The 23,462-nt window shown below is 38.2% G+C and carries 21 protein-coding genes and 1 other annotated feature; all 21 genes read right to left on the minus strand.

Annotated features, from left to right (window positions below; translation table 11 throughout):
- Positions 1–93: 93 nt before the first annotated feature.
- The 21 genes from OSO01_RS06440 to OSO01_RS06540 all read right to left on the minus strand — a co-directional run bounded on the left by OSO01_RS06440 (position 94) and on the right by OSO01_RS06540 (position 23,430).
- On the minus strand, positions 94–1,005 hold the full coding sequence (locus OSO01_RS06440) for an RluA family pseudouridine synthase (RefSeq protein ID WP_147209605.1): 912 nt from the start codon (positions 1,003–1,005) through the stop codon (positions 94–96).
- The gene (gene lspA / locus OSO01_RS06445) at positions 1,002–1,472 is read right to left on the minus strand and encodes a signal peptidase II (RefSeq protein WP_147209606.1); all 471 of its coding nucleotides are present in this window, start codon (positions 1,470–1,472) and stop codon (positions 1,002–1,004) included. Before lspA ends, OSO01_RS06440 begins: the two co-directional genes overlap by 4 nt.
- 474 nt (positions 1,473–1,946) lie before the next feature.
- Positions 1,947–4,703 (minus strand): isoleucine--tRNA ligase, encoded by a 2,757-nt coding sequence (ileS, locus tag OSO01_RS06450; protein WP_147209607.1) that lies wholly within the window; start codon positions 4,701–4,703, stop codon positions 1,947–1,949.
- Between the two features lie 70 nt (positions 4,704–4,773).
- Positions 4,774–4,990: a binding site (T-box leader), on the minus strand.
- 93 nt (positions 4,991–5,083) lie between these two features.
- On the minus strand, positions 5,084–5,587 hold the full coding sequence (locus tag OSO01_RS06455) for a DivIVA domain-containing protein (RefSeq protein WP_077601503.1): 504 nt from the start codon (positions 5,585–5,587) through the stop codon (positions 5,084–5,086).
- Positions 5,588–5,666: 79 nt separating this feature from the next.
- A complete protein-coding gene (locus OSO01_RS06460; protein WP_147209685.1) occupies positions 5,667–6,443 on the minus strand; it encodes a YlmH family RNA-binding protein in 777 nt (258 codons plus the stop codon).
- A 21-nt stretch (positions 6,444–6,464) separates the two neighbouring features.
- A complete protein-coding gene (locus OSO01_RS06465) occupies positions 6,465–6,725 on the minus strand; it encodes a YggT family protein (RefSeq protein ID WP_371863284.1) in 261 nt (86 codons plus the stop codon).
- A gap of 9 nt (positions 6,726–6,734) precedes the next feature.
- A complete protein-coding gene (locus tag OSO01_RS06470) occupies positions 6,735–7,172 on the minus strand; it encodes a cell division protein SepF (RefSeq protein WP_147209609.1) in 438 nt (145 codons plus the stop codon).
- 15 nt (positions 7,173–7,187) lie between these two features.
- On the minus strand, positions 7,188–7,868 hold the full coding sequence (locus OSO01_RS06475) for a YggS family pyridoxal phosphate-dependent enzyme (protein WP_147209610.1): 681 nt from the start codon (positions 7,866–7,868) through the stop codon (positions 7,188–7,190).
- Positions 7,869–7,880: 12 nt separating this feature from the next.
- Entirely contained in the window at positions 7,881–8,699 is an 819-nt protein-coding gene (gene pgeF / locus OSO01_RS06480) for a peptidoglycan editing factor PgeF (RefSeq protein WP_147209611.1), read from the minus strand.
- Between the two features lie 134 nt (positions 8,700–8,833).
- Entirely contained in the window at positions 8,834–9,094 is a 261-nt protein-coding gene (locus tag OSO01_RS06485; RefSeq protein WP_147209612.1) for a YlmC/YmxH family sporulation protein, read from the minus strand.
- Positions 9,095–9,641: 547 nt separating this feature from the next.
- The gene (sigG, locus tag OSO01_RS06490; protein WP_147209613.1) at positions 9,642–10,424 is read right to left on the minus strand and encodes an RNA polymerase sporulation sigma factor SigG; all 783 of its coding nucleotides are present in this window, start codon (positions 10,422–10,424) and stop codon (positions 9,642–9,644) included.
- A 121-nt stretch (positions 10,425–10,545) separates the two neighbouring features.
- Positions 10,546–11,265 (minus strand): RNA polymerase sporulation sigma factor SigE, encoded by a 720-nt coding sequence (sigE, locus tag OSO01_RS06495; protein ID WP_147209614.1) that lies wholly within the window; start codon positions 11,263–11,265, stop codon positions 10,546–10,548.
- A gap of 15 nt (positions 11,266–11,280) precedes the next feature.
- Positions 11,281–12,201, minus strand: coding sequence for a sigma-E processing peptidase SpoIIGA (gene spoIIGA, locus OSO01_RS06500; protein ID WP_147209615.1), 921 nt, complete (start codon positions 12,199–12,201; stop codon positions 11,281–11,283).
- 424 nt (positions 12,202–12,625) lie between these two features.
- Complete coding sequence (gene ftsZ / locus OSO01_RS06505) at positions 12,626–13,783, minus strand: cell division protein FtsZ (protein ID WP_147209616.1); 1,158 nt, start codon at positions 13,781–13,783, stop codon at positions 12,626–12,628.
- A gap of 65 nt (positions 13,784–13,848) precedes the next feature.
- On the minus strand, positions 13,849–15,135 hold the full coding sequence (gene ftsA, locus OSO01_RS06510) for a cell division protein FtsA (protein WP_147209617.1): 1,287 nt from the start codon (positions 15,133–15,135) through the stop codon (positions 13,849–13,851).
- Positions 15,136–15,332: 197 nt separating this feature from the next.
- The gene (locus tag OSO01_RS06515) at positions 15,333–16,145 is read right to left on the minus strand and encodes a cell division protein FtsQ/DivIB (protein ID WP_147209618.1); all 813 of its coding nucleotides are present in this window, start codon (positions 16,143–16,145) and stop codon (positions 15,333–15,335) included.
- A gap of 537 nt (positions 16,146–16,682) precedes the next feature.
- The gene (gene spoVE, locus OSO01_RS06520) at positions 16,683–17,819 is read right to left on the minus strand and encodes a stage V sporulation protein E (protein WP_147209619.1); all 1,137 of its coding nucleotides are present in this window, start codon (positions 17,817–17,819) and stop codon (positions 16,683–16,685) included.
- A gap of 128 nt (positions 17,820–17,947) precedes the next feature.
- Complete coding sequence (gene murD / locus OSO01_RS06525; RefSeq protein WP_147209620.1) at positions 17,948–19,297, minus strand: UDP-N-acetylmuramoyl-L-alanine--D-glutamate ligase; 1,350 nt, start codon at positions 19,295–19,297, stop codon at positions 17,948–17,950.
- Positions 19,297–20,277, minus strand: coding sequence for a phospho-N-acetylmuramoyl-pentapeptide-transferase (gene mraY, locus OSO01_RS06530; RefSeq protein ID WP_147209621.1), 981 nt, complete (start codon positions 20,275–20,277; stop codon positions 19,297–19,299). Before mraY ends, murD begins: the two co-directional genes overlap by 1 nt.
- A gap of 312 nt (positions 20,278–20,589) precedes the next feature.
- A complete protein-coding gene (locus OSO01_RS06535; RefSeq protein ID WP_147209622.1) occupies positions 20,590–21,945 on the minus strand; it encodes a UDP-N-acetylmuramoyl-tripeptide--D-alanyl-D-alanine ligase in 1,356 nt (451 codons plus the stop codon).
- A 3-nt stretch (positions 21,946–21,948) separates the two neighbouring features.
- A complete protein-coding gene (locus OSO01_RS06540; protein WP_147209623.1) occupies positions 21,949–23,430 on the minus strand; it encodes a UDP-N-acetylmuramoyl-L-alanyl-D-glutamate--2,6-diaminopimelate ligase in 1,482 nt (493 codons plus the stop codon).
- Between the last annotated feature and the right edge of the window lie 32 nt (positions 23,431–23,462).

The following is a 23,462-nucleotide window of genomic DNA, read 5'->3' on the forward strand; positions in this document are numbered from 1 at the left end:
CAAACTTGCTGACGTATCCTTCCTAGCCTCACAGGACTATTGTTAAAGGTCTTCATTTATTCTTATTTAGTATGTCAGAATGTGACGAATCTGTCAATACATTTTGCGGATTTGGTCGAGTGCCTCTGTAAAGACAGCAGGCGGTGCAGCTTCAAATTCCATCCATTCCTCTGTCCTTGGATGTATAAAAGCAATTTGCTTCGCATGCAGAGCCTGACCATGTACATCTAATGATTTACGCTGTCCATATTTAGGATCTCCCACAAGCGGAAAACCAATATATTGCATATGAACACGTATTTGATGTGTTCTTCCCGTCTCCAGCTGACATTCAACATAGGTATACTTAGGAAAGCGTTCCAGCACCCGGAAATGTGTAACAGCTGGTTTTCCACTATCAACAACTCCCATTTTTTGACGGTCTTTCGGGTCTCTGCCGATAGGTGCATCAATCAATCCAGTCTCATGACCAATTTCTCCATGCACAATTGCTTCGTATATTCTTTTTAACTGTTTTTCCTGCAGCTGTTTTGATAAATGCTGATGTGCGAAATCATTTTTAGCTACAACTAACAGTCCGCTTGTATCCATATCAATCCGGTGCACAATTCCCGGGCGTTCCACACCATTAATACCTGACAGATCTGTACAATGGTATAATAACGCATGTACTAATGTTCCTGTACGGTGTCCTGCAGAAGGATGTACAACCATTCCTTTTTCTTTATTAATCACCAGCAGGTCCTCATCCTCGTAGACAATATCCAAAGGAATATTCTCCGGATCGAGTACAAGCGGCTTTGTTTCTGGAATTTCCCAACTAATCATTTCACCTGATTGGCATTTTTGATTTGCCTTGACTATTTCATCATTCACCTTTACATTGCCTTCTTCAATCCAGCTTTGAATTTGTGAACGCGAATGTTCATGCAGTAAATCAGAAAGAATTTTATCAACTCTTTTTTTATGCTCTGTTTCCGTTACTGTGTGCTGGTTTACTGTCATTTTTTCTCTTTGCCCCGCTTTCTTTCATCCAATATAATTGCAATGATTACCATAATAACTCCTATGGTTAGTGAAGCATCAGCAACGTTGAATATCGGAAAGTTATAATTGAAAATATAGAAGTTTGCAAAATCAACCACTTCTTGAAATAAAATGCGATCAATAAAATTCCCAACCGCTCCTCCTATTAATACACCAACTCCTGCAGCAATCAGGAAATCTTGTTTTCCATGTGTATGTAAAAAGTATATTAATCCGGCAATAACAATTACTGTTATGATATAAAATAGCCACATTTGTCCTTCTAAAATGCCCCATGCTGCTCCAGAATTACGATGGGAGGTAATATAGAAGAAATCATTAATAATTGGTATTGATTCACCTATTTCCATTTTCGTAGCAACAAGCCATTTTGTCCATTGATCTATTCCAATTAAGACAAGTGCAATCAGATAGTATCTCCACATGTTCATTTCTCCAATCTAAGGAAGTCTTTTTTATCTTATCCTTTATGCTGGTAATTTTCAAGAAACAACCATAGGGAAAAGTGCTCTTGCCAAAGAGATGTCCGCTGCGACGGTTTTCGATGGGACGAGTAATCGCAAAAGCTCTTCGGTGGAACGAGTAATCGCAGTCCCAGTCCCAGGAAGTCGCTTTCCGCGGACAACGTTTAGCCTCCTCGGAAGAAAACCGCTTCCTGATCAGGTCTTCACCGGTTGCTTTTCCCACAGGAGTTGACTTCCATTCACTCCCATCTATATGAAAATATGTTTCTTTTTCTTTCTTACAAAGAATTTATACTAATTCTAGCGGAGTGTATTTCTGGAGCCTAAGATTACTCCCCCATCAAACCCGTCGGAGCGGTTATCTCCAGCATTTTTTATACTTTCTTATTCTAAAAAAAGCCAGCCCTATTTTCAAGACTGACTTTTTTTAGTATTTTAATTTGTATAATTTTCTTTTACAACACTGGCACATCTTGCACAAAGTGTCGGGTGGTCTTTATCTTCACCTACTGTTTCAGAAACAACCCAGCAGCGTTCACATGTTTCGCCGGGATGCTTTTCAACTGCAACCTCTACATAATCATATTCTTTTCCGATGCCTTTTTCACTTGCAATAACTGCTTCAGAAACAATGAAGTACTGATGCAGATCAGCTACATTTTCAAGCACCTGCTTTGTCTCTTCATCAAGAGGAGCTAATGTGATTTTTGCTTCTAATGATTTCCCGATAACCTTCTCTGCTCTGGCTTCTTCAAGAGCTTTCAGAACATCGTCTCTCACTTCCATAAAGTGATCCCATTTCCCGACAATACCTTCTGAATCTGCAACCTTACGCGGTTCAGGAATATCAGTAAAGTGGACGGTTTCCGCTTCTACTCCCGGAATGTATTCCCATACTTCCTCAGCTGTATGAGGAATAATTGGAGCAAGGACTTGCACAAGTGTTGTCAGGATTTCATAATAGCCTGTCTGAATACTGCGGCGACGCGGATGGTCAGCAGCTTCAATATATAGAATATCCTTCGCAAAATCTAAATAGAAGGAGCTTAAATCAACTGCACAGAAATTATGAACCTGATTAATCACCGGTGCAAACTCAAAGTGCTCATAATTGTCACGTGCGCCTTTTAACACTTGCTGCAGGCGATAAAGCATATAGCGGTCTACTTCCTGCAGGTCTTCATCCTTCACCCGGTCTTTAGCAGGATCAAAATCTGCAAGATTCGCTAATAAGAAACGGAAGGTATTTCGGATTTTACGATAGCTTTCAGATGTTTGTTTTAAAATATCATCAGAAATACGTACATCTGCCTGATAATCAACACTTGCAACCCAAAGTCTTAAAATATCTGATCCTAATTGTTTTTGTACTTTAGAAGGAACAATAACATTACCCAATGATTTACTCATCTTACGGCCGTTTCCATCAAGTACAAAACCATGGCTGATGATATTTTTATATGGTGCTTTCCCTGTCACTGCCACAGATGTAGATAATGATGAGTTAAACCAGCCGCGATACTGATCGCTGCCTTCTAAATAGATATCTGCCGGACGCTGAAGCTCCGGCCGGTTCATAAGAACACCTTCATGGGATGAACCTGAATCAAACCATACGTCCATGATATCAACTTCTTTTGTAAATTTACCGTTTGGACTATGCTCTGATGTAAATCCTTCCGGTAATAAATCCTCTGCTTCTCTTTCGAACCAAATATTTGAACCGTGCTCTCGGAAAAGATCAGATACATGAGAGATTGTTTCATCTGTAATAATCGGTGTACCATCTTCCCCGTAAAAGACAGGGATAGGAACGCCCCAAGCACGCTGTCTGGAAATACACCAGTCTTCACGATCTCTTACCATATTATATAGTCTTGTTTCTCCCCAATGCGGATACCAATTCACATTCTTAATTTCATCAAGGATTTCTTGGCGAAAGTCCTTGATGGAAGCAAACCATTGTGACGTAGCACGGAAAATAGTCGGTTTCTTGGTTCTCCAGTCATGCGGATAAGAGTGCGTAATAAACTCTAATTTTAACAAGGAACCAGTTTCATCTAATTTTTCCGTAATTACTTTATTTGCATCATCATAGAATAGTCCTTCAAATCCTGGCGCTTCACTTGTAAACACGCCTTTTTCATCGACTGGACAAAATGCATCGATACCATACTTACGGCAAACATAGAAGTCATCTTCCCCGTGCCCAGGAGCTGTATGAACACAGCCTGTACCTGCATCAGTTGTAACATGCTCTCCAAGCATGACAAGCGATTGGCGATCATAGAATGGATGCCGCGCTTCTACTCTGTCAGCTTCCTGACCTTTAAACTTCTTCACAACAGTTACATCTTCCCAGCCTAATACTTCTTTGACATCTTCGAGCAGAGCTTCTGCTAAAACATACTTCTCATCATTTACTTGGGCAACAACATAGCTTAAATCTGGATGCAGGCTGATCCCTAAGTTAGCAGGAAGCGTCCATGGAGTAGTTGTCCAAATAATGATTTTCTCATCACCATCAAGTACATCTTTACCATCTGTTACTTCAAAAGAAACATAGATAGAAGGTGAGCGCTTATCCTGGTATTCAATTTCTGCTTCTGCAAGTGCAGACTCCGAAGAAGGAGACCAATATACGGGCTTAAGACCTTTATAAATATAGCCTTTTCTTGCCATTTCTCCAAATACCTTAATTTGGGAAGCTTCATAATCCTTTGTTAACGTAATATATGGATTATCCCAATCTCCGCGAACTCCTAATTTTTTAAATTGCGTACGCTGACTGTCAATTTGTCCAAGTGCATATTCTTCACAAAGCTTACGGAATTCAGCAACAGACATCTCTTTGCGCTTTACTTTCTTTTTCTTTGTCAATGCAGTCTCGATTGGCAATCCATGTGTATCCCAGCCGGGAACATACGGAGCATAATAGCCTGTCATAGATTTATACCGAACAATAAAGTCCTTCAGGATTTTATTAAGCGCATGTCCAATATGAATATCTCCATTCGCATACGGAGGCCCATCATGTAAAATAAATAATGGTCTTCCTTTTGTACGCTCTAAGTTTTTTTGATACTGGTTACTTTCTTCCCAATTCTTTTGACGTTCAGGTTCTTTATTTGGCAGATTTCCCCGCATAGGAAATGCTGTTTTTGGCATTAATAGTGTTTGTTTATATTCCAAGATATTCCCTCCTGTTATTTTTATGACCTAAAAAATAATTATTTATATACAAAAAGAGCCCTCTAATCCCTAAAGGGACGAGAAGACTCGCGGTACCACCCTTATAAATTTAATGCCCGGCATTAAATTCACTCGAAATCCGTAACGTGGACAGTCGGCTGTTACTACGTGTATTCATAACAGCTACTCCAGAGTGATTTTCTAAAAGATTTCTGTATCAGGCTTACACCATCCCTGACTCGCTTATACAGAATATTCTTCTATACTTTCTCTTTCATTGTATTCCTATAAACATCATGATTTTTTTAATGTAAAATAAGTGTCAAAAAAACATTATACTTGTATGAATTATATGTAATATACAATCCTAAGTCAAGCCTTTATGATTCATGCTCCATCAGTTCCAAGTCTTCATCTACTTCAGTATCAAATAATTCTTGCCAATCATCTGTACCCAGCATTTCCAATTGTGCCTGGACCAGCATGCGCATTCTTGAACGGAATACCTTCGCTTGTTTTTTCAATTCTTCTACATCAAGTGAAATTTTCCGTGCTTTACTTAATGCTTCATTTACAATTCGGTCGGCATTTTTTTCTGCTTCTTTCATAATTAATTTTGCTTCTTTTTGCGCGCTGCCTTTAATATCCTCTGCTGTTTCCTGGGCAACAAGAATAGATTTGTTTAGCGTTTCTTCAATGTTTGTAAAATGCCCTAATCGCTCTTGAAGCTCTTTTGCCTTTTGATCTAATTCATCTCTTTCACGGATAACAATTTCATAATCCTTCATTACTTGATCAAGGAATTTATTAACTTCATCTTCATCATAGCCCCGGAATCCTCTTGCAAATTCTTTATTATGAATATCTAATGGTGATAATGCCACCATCTCCACCTCCCTAATCGGTTCCAAGCTGTCAATTTCTCTCTTTATTATTCAATAATTCCAGCGTAAATGCCAGCACTTATTGTAAAATTGCAGCCGTCATTTTAATTTTGTCTTTCTTCGATCTCCCGCGTATTTCAACTATTTTGCTTCTGCCTTTTCCACGTACAGAAAGCATATCTCCTTCCTGTAGTTGGAATTTCACATCATCCACTACCCGATAATTTACTTTTACAAGCAGTTTTTGAATAAGTGCAGCTGCATCTTTTCGGGATAATCCATATATCTCTTTAATCACTGTATCTAATCGCAGGGAAGAGATTGTTTTATCATACTCTTTCCAATTTTCTTTTTTGACAGCCAGAGATTCAAGGGATTGTTCCTTAAAGGAGATACGGGATTTTTTGATTGAGGTCAAATTCATCTGAATAAACGGAACGACCTCTCCTGCTGCCAGCAAATGAATTTTCCCATCTGCTGCCGTAATATCTCCAAGTTTTTTACGCTTTACACCTTGTGATAAAAAAGCCCCCATTACATCACGATGCTCCAGACTTACAAATTTCTCTGGATAAACCGCTTCTAGAAGTTGAATTTGAAACATATCCTTTGTAATGGTTTCATAAACAGGCGCAATAACTATCCTTTTCCGTTCGCTGTATTCTGACCCGCCAAAGGCTTCTGTTTGCAGTTCATCTTGGCTGGTTCCTAAAAGCATCTGTACAATTTCCTGCTCACGAGGATCCAAAAAATCAGTCAGCTTCGGAATATAAGACCGCTCCACCTGGTCTTTCCAGGAGAGGACCTGATCTATAAAAGGCTGTTCTTCTTTTCGAAAATGCTGATAAACTTCCATGGTCATCCCTTTCTCTGAATCCTAAAACATCATTGCAAATTGCATAAAGCCTTGTCTTGCAAACTGCAGCAAGAGTATAGCAACAATTGGTGAAAAGTCAATCATACCAAGCGGCGGAATGAATTTACGAAAAATCTCTAAATAAGGCTCACAAATTTTCCCTAGCATTTCCCCAAATTGTGACTCCCTTGCTCCCGGAAACCAGGACATTAAAATATATGCTATCAGTGCAAAGCTGTAAATGCTTAAAGCAAAACTTATTATTGAAACGATTTGTGCCAACATCTGCTGCTACCATCCTTTATCATAATCTTCCTGTTCATACAACATTTCAGAAATGCTTCCAGTAATCTCCACATTGTCTGGTGTACATAGGAATGTTTCAGAACCTAATTTCTGAATATCCCCTTTTACGGCATAGACCGTTCCACTCAGAAAATCAACAATACGCTTTGCCTGCTGATGATCCACCCGCTGCAAATTAATAATCACAGCACGTCTGTTCACAATGTTATCTGCTATGTCCTGAGCTTCATTATAATTTCTTGGTTCTGCCAGGACAACCTTTGAACTCGTATTTTGTATACTGGAAAGGTTCACAACATTTTTACTCGCTGCTGTTTTTTCCTGAGTATGAGGGGGTTCTTCTTCTTGTTCATTTTCTACATATTCATACTCATATTCATCATCCAGAGTGAAATAATTCTTAAGCTTCTTTTTAAAGCTCATTCTCTACACCTCACTTTAAAGTTCTTTGCCAACCAGTTTTGTCCCTATACGGATATGTGTAGCGCCTTCTTCTACAGCAACTTTATAATCATTACTCATTCCCATAGATAAGTATTCGCATGGTGCATAGTCTAAATGCAGGCTCTGGATGTAATCGCGCAGCAGCCGTAATTTTTTAAACAGCGGACGGGCCTCTTCCGGATTATCAACATGCGGAGCCATTGTCATCAAGCCGACAACGCGGATATTCTTAAAAAGAGCCAATTCTTTTATAAAGGGTTCCACTTTGTCTTCAGCTAATCCATGCTTCGATTCCTCACCGCTTACGTTAACCTGAACAAAACAGGAAACTGTTTTCTGGCTCCGCTTATTAATTTCTTTTGCCAGAGATTTTCTATCTAGTGAATGAATATAATCAATATGATGAAGAATATCTTTTACTTTTCTGGATTGCAATGATCCAATAAAGTGCCATGTGGCACTTTCCCCAATCTCTTCAAATTTCGCTAAAAATCCTTCATTTCTATTTTCACCAAGGTTGGTTACCCCGGCAGATAATGCTTCTTTTGCTCGTTCTATTGTAACATATTTTGTTACAGCGATAATATTAATATCTTCTTTATTTCTGCCAGCTCTCTCCGCAGCCTGCTCTATATCTGCTTGAATTTTAATAAGATTTTCACTTACAGCAACCATTCTACTCCTCCATTACTTCTTCTGTTTCTCAAAGCCAATAAACCCCAGCATTCTTCCTGTTTTTCCTTTATCACGACGATGAGAGAAGAATATCGTCTCAGCTTGGAAAGTACAATATTTTGTTATCTCTATATTATGACGAAAGACACCAGATTGTACAAGAATATCGACATTTAGCTCTTTTAAGTCAATTAAATATTGATTTGGTGATACTTCTTCGGTGAATTTTTGTTTTTGGTCCTCACTAAGATGAGATAGTACGGTATCATCAACAACGTAGCTTTCTTTGGAGATACTCGGACCAACTGCAACCTTCAGATCTTTTACAGATGCTCCGGCCTGCTCCAATTCCTGAACCATTTTCCCTGCAATCTGTCCAACAGTCCCTTTCCAGCCGGCATGGGCAATGCCAGCTATCCTTGTGGTTGGATCTACAAAAAACAGCGGAACACAATCTGCAAAGAAAGCTGTTGCAAGTATACGATCCGCTTCATTTGTAATTAATCCATCGACTCCAGATATACTGGAATCAAATGAAATACTGCCCTTTCCGGCATCTTCAATATCCAGCAGATGAATTTCTGTTCCATGAACCTGTTCGCCGCAAGCCCAGCGGTTAAGCGAGATATTAAGCTCCTGACTTAGAATACTCCGATTTTCCAACACCTTTTTTTCGTCATCAAATACATGGAGCCCCATATTTAATTGCCTGTAGGCTCCCTCACTTACTCCACCGTTTTTTGTTGTAAAGCCTGCAATCAGACCCGGAATTTCCTCCTCCAATGAAGATAAATGAAGTCTTGTCTCACTTTTAAGCTTAAATGGCTCCATGTCTCTTTCCCTCTTTTCGCTTTAATGATGAATTCAAATTCCTTTGATTACTATATTTTCATTAAATTTTTTGAGCAATCTTTTTAAAATCAATTTTGTGTCTTATTTTAACACATTATATCGATAATTTCTCCTTAATCTTCTGTATAGAGATCCGGTCCTTTTACTTTTTCCACTAAGATAACATCTTCTCCAATCCGTACAATTTTTTCCCAGGCAATAAAAAGCTCTCCTGCCTTAGCAAACATTCCTGATTTTTTGCCTTTTCCTTCCGCAATAATTGCAATAACCCTTCCAGTTCTCCCATCTATCTCTAAGTCTATAATATGTCCTAAACGTGTTCCATCGTCCATAACAATAAGTTCTTTTATTTGCAATTCAGATAGTTTCACCATCCCAGCTCCCTCCCTCTTATTATCCTATGCATGGGAACATGCTTTTTTTCATGGAAAATAAAAACCAGATGTTCTTGTGATGCAGAGGTTCACTTGCATGAGAAAAACCAAGAAAATCACTTGTTCTTGCTAAGGAGATGTCCGCTGCGAAGTTTTTTGATGGGACGAGTAATCGCAGTCCCAGTCCCAGAAGAAATATACGGAGACTCCTGTGGGAATGCGCGCAAAACGGAAAAGGAAGTTCGGTTAAGTTCGCGACGTTCTGTCTCAGGCACCGAATTGACATACGTCCTGTATGCTTCCGCAAGAAAAAAGTGCTCTTCTTTTTTCTACCACAGGTATAAGTGCGACTTTAGCTTTGTCTGCGACTGTCGGCTTGCCAATTGCTAAGTCTTCTTTAGAGGAGATGAGCTCTGGCCCACGGAAAGTGTAGTGTATTTCTGGGGCTGCGATTACTCACCCCATGAAAACCGTTGGACCGTCTAGTCTTCAGCATTTTTATATACTTTCTAAAAAAAAGCCTTACCGCTGTGGGCAAGGCTTATATTCATTCAAACATTTGCTTATTCATTTGGTTGATAGCACCTTTTTCAAGTCTGGACACTTGTGCCTGGGAGATTCCAATCTCATCAGCCACTTCCATCTGTGTTTTTCCTTGAAAAAAGCGCTTATTTAAAATCATTTTTTCTCTTGCATTTAACCTGTGCATTCCTTCTTTCAAGGATAGCTTATCTACCCATGATGAATCTTTATCCTTATCATCGCTTAGCTGATCCATTACAAAAATAGGGTCGCCGCCATCATTGTAAATTGGCTCAAAAAGTGAAACAGGATCTTGAATCGCATCCAGTGCAAAGACTATCTCAGCCTGCTCTACTCCCATTTCTTTCGCTATTTCAGCGGGAGATGGATCTTTGGATGTTTTACTGATTAATTGCTCTCTGACCTGCAGAGCCCGGTAAGCAATATCCCGTAAAGATCTGGATACACGAATAGGATTATTATCCCGTAAATACCTTCTAATCTCACCAATAATCATTGGAACAGCATAGGTAGAAAAACGTACATTATGCGATAAATCAAAATTATCAATAGATTTCATTAAACCAATACACCCAACCTGAAATAAATCATCAACATATTCACCGCGATTATTAAATCGTTGAATGACACTGAGAACAAGACGCAAATTGCCATTCACTAATTCTTCCCGGGCTGTTATATCATTTTCTTCTTGCATTCGAATAAATAATTTTTTCATTTCATCATTTTTAAGTACTGGAAGTTTTGATGTATCAACCCCGCATATTTCAACTTTATGTCTTGTCATTCCCGAAAACCTCCCCAATCTTAGATGCTGTTCAAGGACAGTATCTCCCCGGGGAGAGTTTTTATTCAGGGAAAAATTGTAAAAAAAGCAATGTTATGCGGAGAATAATTGATATATCAAGCTAAACCATTTTATTAAATTCTTTTTTTAACCTCCGAATAATTTTCTTCTCTAAACGGGAAATATAAGACTGGGAAATTCCCAGCATATCAGCTACGTCTTTCTGCGTTTTTTCATCATCACCAATTAGTCCAAAGCGTAATTCCATAATCTGTTTTTCACGGGCATTTAATTTACCCAATGCTGATTTTAACAGTGATTTATCAACATTCGATTCAATACTTTTTGTAATAATATCCTCTTCCGTCCCAAGCACATCCGATAATAGGAGTTCATTGCCATCCCAATCAATATTCAGTGGTTCATCAAAGGAAACCTCTGTCTTTAATTTATTCGTTCTGCGCAAATACATGAGGATTTCATTTTCAATACAGCGAGATGCATATGTTGCCAATTTAATCTTTTTTTCTGGATTAAAAGTATTTACAGCTTTAATTAATCCAATTGTTCCTATACTGATCAAATCTTCAATATTGATTCCTGTATTTTCAAATTTCCTAGAAATATAAACCACTAATCTCAGATTTCTTTCAATTAACATAGATCTTGCAGCCTGATCTCCTTTAGGAAGTTTTTTTAACAGTTCATGTTCTTCCTGTTTTGACAAAGGTGGCGGCAATGCCTCACTCCCGCCAATATAGTAGATTTCCTTTGGCTTTAACCCAATCTTTCGCAGAAATTGATACCAGCGTAATTTTAATTTAAATTTCCAAACAGACACTTGACGCACTCTCCTTTATGCAGATTGTATAATAGATTGCTTAATCACAAGGGGATGCAACAGACAATGATATTGTCCATCTCTTTCCAGTTCCCCAAATTGAATTCCAATTAATACATTTGCCGTCTGTAAAACATCATTATTATAAAAAATAGTCAGCTCCTCAGCCCTGATTGCCAGCATAAAAGAATGTGCTCCATCAACTCCCTGATACGGAATCATATGCAGTTTATCCTCCCACTTCTTTGGCAGCTGTTCAAAATCAAGAGTCTCCTTAACCTGTTGCAGCTCTTCCCATTCTTTTTCATCAAACCACTGCTTTAAAAATGGCCGGTCACAAATAACTACAGGCTGTTTGGTTAGGGGGTCAATCAACTGATTTCCACTATCAATGTAGCCGACAGATTCAAAAGACTGATGATTCATCGTCAATATAACCTTATGCATCTCATCATATTTCACTTGCTCCCCCACATGCTCGTCCATTCTTCGCTTTGTGAAATACCAGATAATTGGAAAACATGTTATAACAAATAACCAGCTGACAGGATCTCCATAGCCTTGATTAAAAGTAATAACGCCCTCTAGCGAAACAGTGACCGGACGCTGGAGGAAAAAGTGAATCGCCATTAATCCTCCCCCAATTGCAAAGGATACGAAATAAAAGAGCAATGACAGTTTAATAAAGCGATATAGACTTTTAAATCCGAATGTACTAAAAATGATGAGAAAAGAATAAATTAGCTTACCGACAACATGATTAAAAAATGAATTTGGATATAAAATTGTCAGTGGAACAATGCATGAAGCAATAAACGCACCAATAAATAAACGAATCTTTTTTGCTGGACTTCGGGCAAGTAGCTGTACAAGCATCAGCAGCATTAAATCCACCATAAAATTTAATGTCCAAATTACGTCTAAATAAATAGACAATCTTTGCTGCACCCCCCTAAAATGTTGCTGATTGCCAGTGAAAAAATTACCTTCCATATGCTTTTTGAATATATTTTTAAATAGATAGGAAGTAATGTATGATGAAAGTATAGACAATTGAAAAAGAAAAGTCTGTCAATTCTTGTATGCAAAATTAAGCTATTTAGCACTTATTCTTAGAGTTAATGTCTAATGATTTTAGAAGGTAGTGGAGAGGCCTTATCAGCAGCCTTTATGACAGGATATAAGGAAAATAATTTTATAATTTGCTTTGCTAAATGCAAAAATATTATTAAATCAGGAACGTTTACTTTGTGTCCAAGGATATAGAGCATTTTAACTTTCTGTTTGGTTCTCAAAATCAAAAAAGCTCTGTGCTGGAGGATTTTCTCCAGCACAGAGCTTTTTATCTCATATTTACATCTTAACGATTACGATTGCGATTTCTCAGGAAAGTCGGGATATCTAACTCTTCTTCCTCTGGACGAGGCTTAGAAGGTGATGGATTGGAAGTTTCTCTTTCCCTGACAGGATGATTTGATTCATTTGATTGTTTCGCAGCAGCCTGCTGTGTTTGTCCTATATTTGGACGCTGTTGTTTTTGACGGGCATCTGCCTTTGGTTGTGCATTTTCATCAAAACCTGTAGCAATTACTGTTACAACAATCTCGTCATTAAGATTTTCATTAATAACAGAACCAAAAATTACATTAACTTCCTGATCGGCAGCAGAAGTAACTAAATCTGCTGCTTCCTGTACTTCATACAGACTTAAGTTTGTACCACCAGTGATATTCATTAAAATACCATGTGCTCCATCAATGGAAGTCTCCAGTAACGGAGAAGAAATTGCTTTTTTAGCAGCTTCTGTTGCTCTTGTTTCTCCAGTTGCAATACCAATACCCATTAATGCTGAACCTTTATCATACATAATCGTTTTCACGTCAGCAAAGTCAACGTTAATAAGACCTGGTTTTGCAATCAAGTCTGAAATGCCTTGTACACCTTGGCGAAGCACATTATCTGCTTCACGGAATGCTTCGAGCATTGGAGTGTTTTTATCGACAATCTCCAGCAAACGATCATTTGGAATCACGATTAATGTATCCACACTTCCTTTAAGTGTATCGATACCGGAAATTGCCTGCGTTGATCTTCTTCTTCCTTCAAAGGAAAATGGACGGGTAACAACGCCGACAGTCAATGCACCTAAATCTTTAGCTACCTGTGCAATAACTGGAGCTGCACCTGTTCCTGTACCGCCGCCCATTCCTGCAGTAACAAAAACCATATCCGCTCCTTTTAATACTTCTTCCAGCTGCTCTTTACTTTCTTCTGCCGCTTTCTTTCCTACTTCCGGGTTGGCACCAGCACCAAGACCGCGGGTTAATTTTCCTCCAATTTGTATCTTGGATTCAGCTTTGGAAAGATTTAAGGCTTGGGAATCTGTATTTACCGCGATAAATTCAACGCCCTCTACACCATGCTCAATCATACGGTTAACGGCATTATTTCCGCCGCCGCCAACTCCAATAACTTTTATCGTTGCTAATTCTTCCATGTTTGTATCAAAATCTAACATATTATGGTTTCCTCCTAGTCTACTAATTACGAACAATTTCCGATATAAACTTCTGCTGGCAGAAATCAATCAAAGAAATATTTGAATAGATTAGCAAATCCTGATTCTTTCTTCTTGTCTTTTTTCTTTTCTTTCTTTTCACTTGCAGGTCTGGACTGCTTTACCTGCCGCTGTTCACCTTCATCTCCCACTGCCACTGCAGGATACAATTCTTTCCCCTGAATTTTAGCGTTACGATAAGCAAACTGTAAGATACCGACACCAGATGTAAATTGTGCTTCTCTGACGCCAATATAGTCTGGAATAGCTACACGAACATTGGAGTAAAATAAATCCTGTGCCAGCTCTAAACTTCCAGGCATTGCAATGGTGCCACCTGTTAATACAAATCCGCCAGGTAATTCCTGATATCCCATTTTTCGAATTTCCCTATCAACATAAGTGTATATTTCTTCTAATCTGGCTTCAATCATATCAGCTAATTGAAGTTGATTAAATACTTGTTTCTGATTACTTCCAATAGTTGTTACTTCAAAAGTTTCTTCTTCAGAAGCATCGTTGTAAAATGCATATCCATAATTTAATTTGATTTGTTCTGCTTCTTCTGTAGAGATACGCAAACCGATTGATAAGTCTTTGGTTATATTATCTCCGCCTAAATTGATTACGCTTGTCGCAGCCAGATGATCATTTTCAAATACAGATACTGTTGTACATCCGCCACCAATATCAATAAGGGCTGAGCCCATATTCATCTCATCCTTTGATAAGGCTACTGTACCAGCTGCGAGCGGCTGAAGACAAATATCTGAGACTTCTAGATTAGCACGCTCTACACATTTCAGGATATTATGAAGAATTGTCTTAGAGCAAGTGATAATTGTTCCTTCCATTTCCAAACGGACACCAATCATTCCTCTGGGATCTGTAATTTCATCCAATCCATCCACAATAAATTGTTTTGGAATAACATCAATAATTTCCCGTTCCGGGGGAATGGATATTACTTGAGCTCCGTCAATCACTCTAGTTACATCTTCATCATTAATTTCACGATTCTCACTTTGCACAGCTACTACGCCATGACACGACTGAAGCTGAATATGATGGCCGTTTACACCTACTACAACACGGTTAATTTCCATACCAACCATTCTTTCAGCCTGCTCGACTGCACTTCTGATAGAATGAACAGTCTGGTCGATATCAACAATAGCACCCTTCTTCATTCCATTTGATGCTGCAGTTCCTACTCCAATAATATTTAAAGAGTCATGTTGTACTTCTCCAATAATTACTTTTATAGTATTTGTCCCAATATCAAGACTAACTAATATTTCACTGTTGTTCAAAAAAGAGCACCTCCTCGTAAAAATATGCCTGTGATATTTTTACTGCCACGTTATCCTTTGTATAGTCTTTAATTCTAAAAGAAAATGAATAAAAAATAAACATATTTTATGCTTATTTTTTCAAGTAACCTATTTCTATAAAAATCGACAGTATACCATTCGTAAAAAAAGGATGATATATGACTTTATTCTGCAAATTATTCATTTCCTGTTTCTTCATCTTCTTCCATATCGTCTTCGATATCTACTTCTTCCATCTCATCTTTTTGGAAGGATTCAAAATAGACGCCGACCCCAATATGAATTATACCACTATCTCCCTCTTCAAGCTGAGAAACAATTGACGGGTAGTAATCCAATTTATCAAACATTTGGTCCGCTTTACCCTGTACCAGATAACCATCACTCATATATAGTGTAATAAGTGAGGCTTTTTCATCTGTATCTGAATCATTCCGTTCAACTTCAGAAATCATATTAAAAATACTCGGACGAACATCCTTCATTTCTCCGGCCAGCTCTGTTAATTGCTCTTCATTAAATCCTGCCATTAATGGAGCATTGCTTAGAGAATCCTGTGCATTTTGCTGGATAACTTGGCCGTCCGCCAGAACTGGATAATACTCCCTGCCCTCCTGGATATAACCAAGAACAGGCTGCTCCTCCACCTCAATTACTACAGTACGGGGAAAGCTTCGGGTAATAGATGCTTGTTCAATGACAGGATCATCTTCTATTTTTAATGCAGCAGAAGATGCATTCATAGACCAAATATTTGATCCTTCTGTTAAGCCCGATTCATCTATTATGTACTCATCCGTTAAAAATATATTACCGTTTACTTCAATCGACCGTATCTCACTCAATGGAGATTGTAAATAAACAATAATAGCAATGAGAAAGAAAAATATAGATAGATAAAATATTAATCGCCTGTTTGCTTTTTTCTTTCTAGCTTGTTTCAACTTTGGGATTCGATCCTCAATAGAAACGATATTTTTATCACTCATCTCCATTTCTTCCTTTACCCATTATTTTCAGAGAATAAAACTGTATGAGTCCATTCCCTCGTATTTACAAAAATTATATCACAAATTAAGGTGCTACACGTAGTTGACTTCGATTGTTTATAAAGTTTTTTCCTTTTTTTTAGAAAAACTCTAGCAGATCCAGCTAAAAAACAAGAATTGCAGCGTTGTAACGTGAAATCTTTAGTAGATTATCTATAAATAATAATCCACACAAAACAATTTTCTAACCGAAAAAACGATTTGTTCAAAACTGTAACTGAAATGAAAGTATAACTATGATTATGAAGCTGGCTGACGAAGGAAAAACATGGAGACTCTTGTGGGAAAGTGCAAAAAACGTTGTCCCAGCACTGAAATGACATACGCTTTGCATCGAGGAAATGAGTTTGTGACCGGCGGAAACATATTATTTTCCGCCGCTTAAGGTTACTCATCCTGCAATAATCTGCAAAATCACCTGATGATATCTGATTTATCATCGATAAATTTTAATGCAGATTCTTATTTCCTAATAGTTTAAATGATTGGTTTCGTACTTTTCTCCATACTTTTGGCATGTCTGCTGATACTTAGCAGAATACCTACTGCACAGAGAGTCAAGGTTAACGAAGAACCCCCATAGCTGAGAAAAGGAAGTGTAATTCCTGTAACTGGAATCAATCCTATAACAACACTAATGTTAATCATCGCTTGTAACGCCAGCATACCTGCTACTCCAATTGCTAACAGTCTGCTAAATAAATCCGGTGCTTCAATTGCAATTTTAATTCCTCTCCATAATAACAGAAAAAACAATAGAATAGTTGTACAACCTCCAATTAAACCTAATTCTTCACCAATTATAGAAAAAATAAAATCAGTCTGCGGTTCAGGAAGATAAAAATATTTTTGCAAGCTATTACCTAACCCCAGTCCCATCAGCCCCCCTGGTCCAATAGCATAGAGAGATTGAATAATTTGAAATCCATGCCCTAAAGGATCCTCCCATGGATTCAAAAAAGCTAAAATCCGGTTAATCCTGTAAGGAGCAGAAGCTATCAATCCAATAAATCCGAGTACTCCAATACCTGCTAATCCAAAGAAATGGGACAGCCTGGCTCCGGCTACAAAAAGCATAATCATGCATGTAAGCACAAGTACCATTCCTGTACCTAAATCAGGCTGAAGCATAATTAGACCGAATGCTGTAAAAATTAAAAGCAGACACGGTAAGAACCCCTTTTTAAAAGAAGTAATATATTTTTGATGGTCAGACAAAATAGATGCCAGAAAAATGATTAGTCCCAGTTTCATAAATTCAGATGGCTGAATACTGAATGCACCGATGCCAATCCAGCTTTGTGCTCCTCCGCGAACCATTCCAATTCCCGGAATTAGTACAAGTATAAGCAGAGCAAAGCAAGCAAATAGTAATATTTTTGCATACTTTTTCCACATATAATAGGGAAAATAAGAAATAACAATCATCCCAATAAATCCGATTCCAGCAAATAAAAGCTGTCGTTTCAAGTAATAAAATGAATCATTAAACTTATACTCTGACCAGATATAAGATGAACTATAAACCATCAGCATACCCAGACATAATAGGATTACAATTATTCCAAATAATATTTTATCCACTTTATTTTGATTTTGAATGAATTTATGCAAAAATACCCCTTCTTTCCATGAAATTAAACTTTGGAAATAGGGGCATTTTTAAATATGCTATTAACTAATCGGCTTGTCCGAATTTGTTTATTATTGTTATTTCAGATCCATTAATTTGCTCAAGCCCCTTAGTTTATTGTATGAACGGCTTGGACAAATATGTCTCCTCTTTCTTCAAATGTTTTATACTGATCCCAGCTTGCGCATGCAGGAGAGAGCAACAGAATATCTCCTGCATCTGTTAATGCAAATCCGATCTTTGCAGCATCATCAACACCTTCTGCATGCTTTATTACCTGGACGCCAGCCTCTCTTCCTATACGTTCTAATTTTGAAGCAGTCTCTCCAAATACAACCATTGCTTTTACATTTTTCAAATGAGGAATAAGTTCATCGAATTCATTCCCACGATCCAGCCCGCCTGCAAGCAGAACAATTCCTTTTTTAAAGGAATCCAGTGCTTTTTGAGTGGCTAATATATTCGTTGCTTTAGAATCATTGTAAACATAACGGTCTTGAATCATTCCAACAAACTCTAAACGATGCTTCACACCAGAAAAAGTTCTTAGGACATGCTGAATTCCTTCATTTGTTGCTCCATTTAGTTTTGCTGCTGCAACAGCTGCCAGGATATTCTCCAAATTATGCTTCCCGACCAGCACGATGTCTTCCAATGCAATAATTGCTTCATCGAAAAAGCATACATGCGTTTCATTTGTCCAGGCACCTTCCTGTTGCAGGTTTTTGGTTACAGAAAACGGTATTTTTTTTGCATTTGTATGAGTCACTCTTTCTTTAAGAGTAGAGTCATCCGCATTATATACAAGATAGTCATCCGCCTGCTGATTTTTAAATATATTACATTTTGCATTTACATAGCTTTCCAGATCACCATGATAATCCAGATGAGCTTCAAAAATATTTAACAGCACTGCTGTAGTGGGACGGAATTCTGATATTCCCTGCAATTGAAAAGATGACAGCTCAATAACCATTTTTTCATCTACTTGCATTGTTTGTGCCACTTCTGTCGCTGCAATTCCAATATTGCCGGCAAGTTTCACATTGCAATCACTATATTTCAGCATCTCTGTAATTAACGTCGTAGTAGTTGTTTTCCCATTTGAACCAGTAATCCCTATGACTGGCTGTTGCGTTAAGTAAGACACAAGCTCTACTTCTGTGACTACAGGAATATTTCTCCTTATAGCTTCTGCGATAATCGGATGATCATAGCGGATGCCGGGATTTTTGACCACTACCTCTATCCCCCCTAAAACACTTAAAGGGTGAGAGCCAAGTACAAGGTGTGCTCCCTTTCTTTGAAGCTCCTGTACAGAATCATCGTCATAGGATGCCGCCTGATCATTCACTGTTACATCTTTACCACCGTCCAAAAGGACCCTGGCAGCAGCCGTACCGCTTCGAGCTAGCCCTAAGACAAGCACTGTTTCTGGAAATTGTTTCATTGTATTCATTACATACCCACCTCAATATAAATTGCAAGAATTGCAAATAGGAGACCAGCAAACCAGAACGTTGTAACGACTCTCCACTCAGACCATCCTACTAATTCATAATGGTGATGTAACGGACTCATTTTGAAAATACGCTTTCCAGTTGTTTTAAAGGAAATGACCTGGATAATTACGGATAACGTTTCAATGACAAACACACCGCCAATAATAATTAATAAAATCTCCAGTTTCAAAAGTATTGCAATTGCCGCAATAGCTCCGCCTAGCGCCAATGAACCTGTATCTCCCATAAATACTTTGGCAGGGTGTGCATTAAATACTAAAAATCCCAGTAAAGCACCAACTACTGCTAAAGAAAAAACTGTTACCATATCGTTAGGCACGCCATACCATGCAATAATTGCAAAAGCACCGAATGCAATTGCGGCTGTACCAGCCAATAAACCATCTAATCCGTCTGTTAAGTTAACAGCATTGGAAGCTCCTACAAGCATTACAATAATAAGAATTGCATAGAACCAGCCAATATCAAATTGAAAGGATGTCCCCGGAATTGCAATCTCTGTTGAGAAATCTTGTCCGCGTAAAACAAAATAAAATATAAGTGCAATAATAATTTGCCCAAATAGCTTCTGTTTCGATGTTAATCCTAAGTTTCGTTTCATTGCTACTTTTATATAGTCATCTAAAAATCCTAATAGACCATAGCCGAATAATACAAAAAGTAATAACCATAGTTCATAGCCTATTCCACTGTCCGTTCTCATTCCCATGATCAGTGATGTAATTACAATACTGAAAACTATCATAATTCCGCCCATTGTCGGAGTTCCTGATTTCTTTTGATGAGATTCAGGGCCTTCTTCTCTAATACTTTGTCCAAACTTTAATCGTCTTAAAAAAGGGATAAAAATTGGAGATAGAAGAACTGTAATAAGAAACGCTACTGCGAGTGTAATTAATAAACCTGTAATATTCATTTTCTCTCCACCTCATTTGTAACCTTCTATAGGTGTGGTTAAAAAAACACGATAGAATCAGTGCAATTCTCATGGGTTTTGTTCTTTAACTCCCAAAATACCGCACTGATTCCATTTCCTGACTGTTTTAAACACGCCTATAAGATGTCTTTAAGTACCTGTTCAAAAAGTCCGATAAATAGGACCAAGAAGTTCACGGCGATTGGCATTTTCCGAACGGAGCGTATACTTTATAATACGTGAGTATAGGAAAATGTCAGTCAACGCAGAAATTCGCCATGTCATCTTTATTGGACTTTTTGAACATCCTCTTTAACATAATTGCTCTAAAAATGTTTCAAATTTCATTCCTCTTGATGCCTTCAACAGGATAAGGTTTTCTGGTTGCAAATATTTTTCTACATGACCCGCAAGTTCATCTTTGTCTGCTAAATGTACAGCAGGCAGCTCAGGAAGCTTCCTTTTCAGCTCATCATGTATGTAATAGGAATTATTTCCATACGTATACACAGCTGTAATCTCAGAATTAATCACATCTGCAATACCCCGATGGAATTCTTCCGCATAATCACCAAGCTCTAAAATATCACCAAGAACAAGAATTTTATGCTGATATCCTTTCATTTCTTCTACAACTTGAATGGATGCTTTCATAGATGCAGGTGAAGCATTATAAGCATCATTAATTACTGTAATGCCTTTTTGGCCAACATGCTTTTCAAAGCGCATTTTTGTCATCTCTAATTGCCCAAATGCTTTGTGTATTGCCTCGGATGTTATTCCCAGTTCATAAGCCAGCTTAATAACATAAGCTGCGTTTTTCGCATGATGCCTTCCCAAGAGCGGAATTTGATAGGATTCCTCGCCAATCTCGAAAGTAGTTACTGTTTCTTCAACTGCTATATTGCTGACAACGACATCATTATTCTCACCAAGTCCCACTAGTGTTTTACGAACTGGTACAACGGCATCTGTTAAAAGAGATTCATCTCCGTCAATAATTAACACACCCTCCGGTTTTATCCCTGAAACAATTTCTAATTTTGCTTTGGCAATTCCCTCTTTAGAGCCCAGATTTTCAATATGCTGTCCGTCAATATTTGTAATTATCGCTATATCAGGTTCGCCTATATTACTTAAAAGCTCTATTTCTCCAAAGTGATTCATGCCCATTTCCAAAATCAGCACTTCTGTCTTCTGGTCCATAGATAAAATCGTTAATGGAAGTCCAATATGATTATTGAAATTCCCTTTTGTTGCATGAGTTTTAAAGGTTGTCTGCAAAACAGCTTTTGCCAGATCTTTTGTAGTTGTTTTTCCATTTGATCCAGTAATGCCGATTACAGTCGGATTAACTTCCCTGCGATAAACAGCTGCAAGCTTCTGCAATGCTTTTACTGTATCCTCTACAAAAAGAACCAGAAGAGAGGAAGGGAGATTTTCAGGCAGCGGTATTTCTCTTTGCCAAAAGGTTGCTACTGCTCCATTTTCTACTGCTCCGCCAATAAATTGATGCCCATCAAACCGTTCACCGGAAATAGGCACGTATAGTCCATTATGAGAACCGGTACGACTGTCTTTAATCACTTCATGAATTTCTAAACCAGCTGGTACACTCCCTTGATGCTGGGGGAATAATTCCATTAATTGTGTTGCAGTAATCAACATGCCTTACTCCCCTTTCTCTTTAATTGCTTCCCTGGCAACTTGACGATCATCAAAATCATATTTTGTTTTGCCAACAATTTGGTAAGTTTCATGCCCTTTACCTGCAATTAGAATAATATCGTCTTTTTGAGCCAGCTCTACAGCATGCTTAATTGCTTCTGTACGGTCGACAATCACTTCAAAGGCTGCTTCTTTATCAGATAAATGATTTGTCATATCGTCCAAAATTTGCACCGGGTCCTCTGTACGCGGATTATCCGATGTAAATAACGCGTGATCTGCATATTTCACAGCAACATCTGCCATTAACGGACGTTTAGTACGGTCCCGGTCACCTCCGCACCCTACAACAACATAAACTTTACGCTTCGCAAATTCGCGGCTGGTTTGCAAGACATTCTCCAAGGAATCAGGAGTATGTGCAAAATCAACAATCACAGAAAAATCCTGTCCTTCACTAATTGGTTCAAACCGGCCGTCTACTCCTATGATATCCTCCAAAGCCTCTTTAATCACTTCTAAATCTATATCAGATGCGATTGCAGCGCTGCTCGCAGCAAGCATATTATACACATTGAACATCCCAATTAAATGGGTTTTAATATGTGTTGTTCCGATTGGAGTCACAAGATTAAATGCTACACCGGCAGGAGATAACATAATATTTTTTGCCATAACATCCGCATCCTGCTTACAGCTGTATGTGATCACCTGCTGGGCTGTACTGCGTTTTAATAAATCACTGGATTCATCATCCTCATTGATAATAGCATATTTCTTCTTACCTTGATGATAATCATTTCCTAATCCCGAAAAGAGAAGACTCTTCGCCCGCAAATAATCATCCATATCTTTATGATAATCGAGATGATCCTGTGACAGATTGGTAAAAATACCAATATCATAATCACAGCCAAAAACTCTTCCCATGTCTAAGGCATGCGAAGAAACTTCCATAATGACCTGATCTGCTTCCTTTTCCTGCATTTGATGAAAAATACGATTCAACTCTAACGCATCAGGTGTTGTGTTAGCTACCGGGAATGTTTCATTACCGATTTTTACCTGGATGCTTCCAATAATACCAGATTTCTTACCCTGTTTTTCAAAAATAGTATCTAACAGGTAGGTTGTTGTTGTTTTCCCGTTCGTACCAGTAACACCGATCAGCGGGAATTTTGTTGTTGGGTAATCGTAATATACTGCTGCGAGCATTGCTAAAGCACGCCCTGTATCCTTTACGCGGATGAGCGGGATACTCCCGTCAACATCCACGTCTTTGCAGATAACTGCTGCTGCAGCTCCATTGTCTATTGCCTGCTTTAGAAAGTCATGACCATCTACGGTATAACCTTCAATGCATACAAACAAGCTCCCGGATTTTACTTTTCTGGAATCCATTTCTACATTTACAATTTCTATATCCTGTATTGATTCTGTTGTCTGATAGAATCCTATTCCATCTAATAATTCTATAAGTTTCATTTTTACACCCTATTTCTATTCTTTTCCCTTTA

The sequence above is a fragment of the Oceanobacillus sojae genome, from assembly GCF_007991515.1.
Lineage (GTDB): Bacteria > Bacillota > Bacilli > Bacillales > Amphibacillaceae > Oceanobacillus > Oceanobacillus sojae.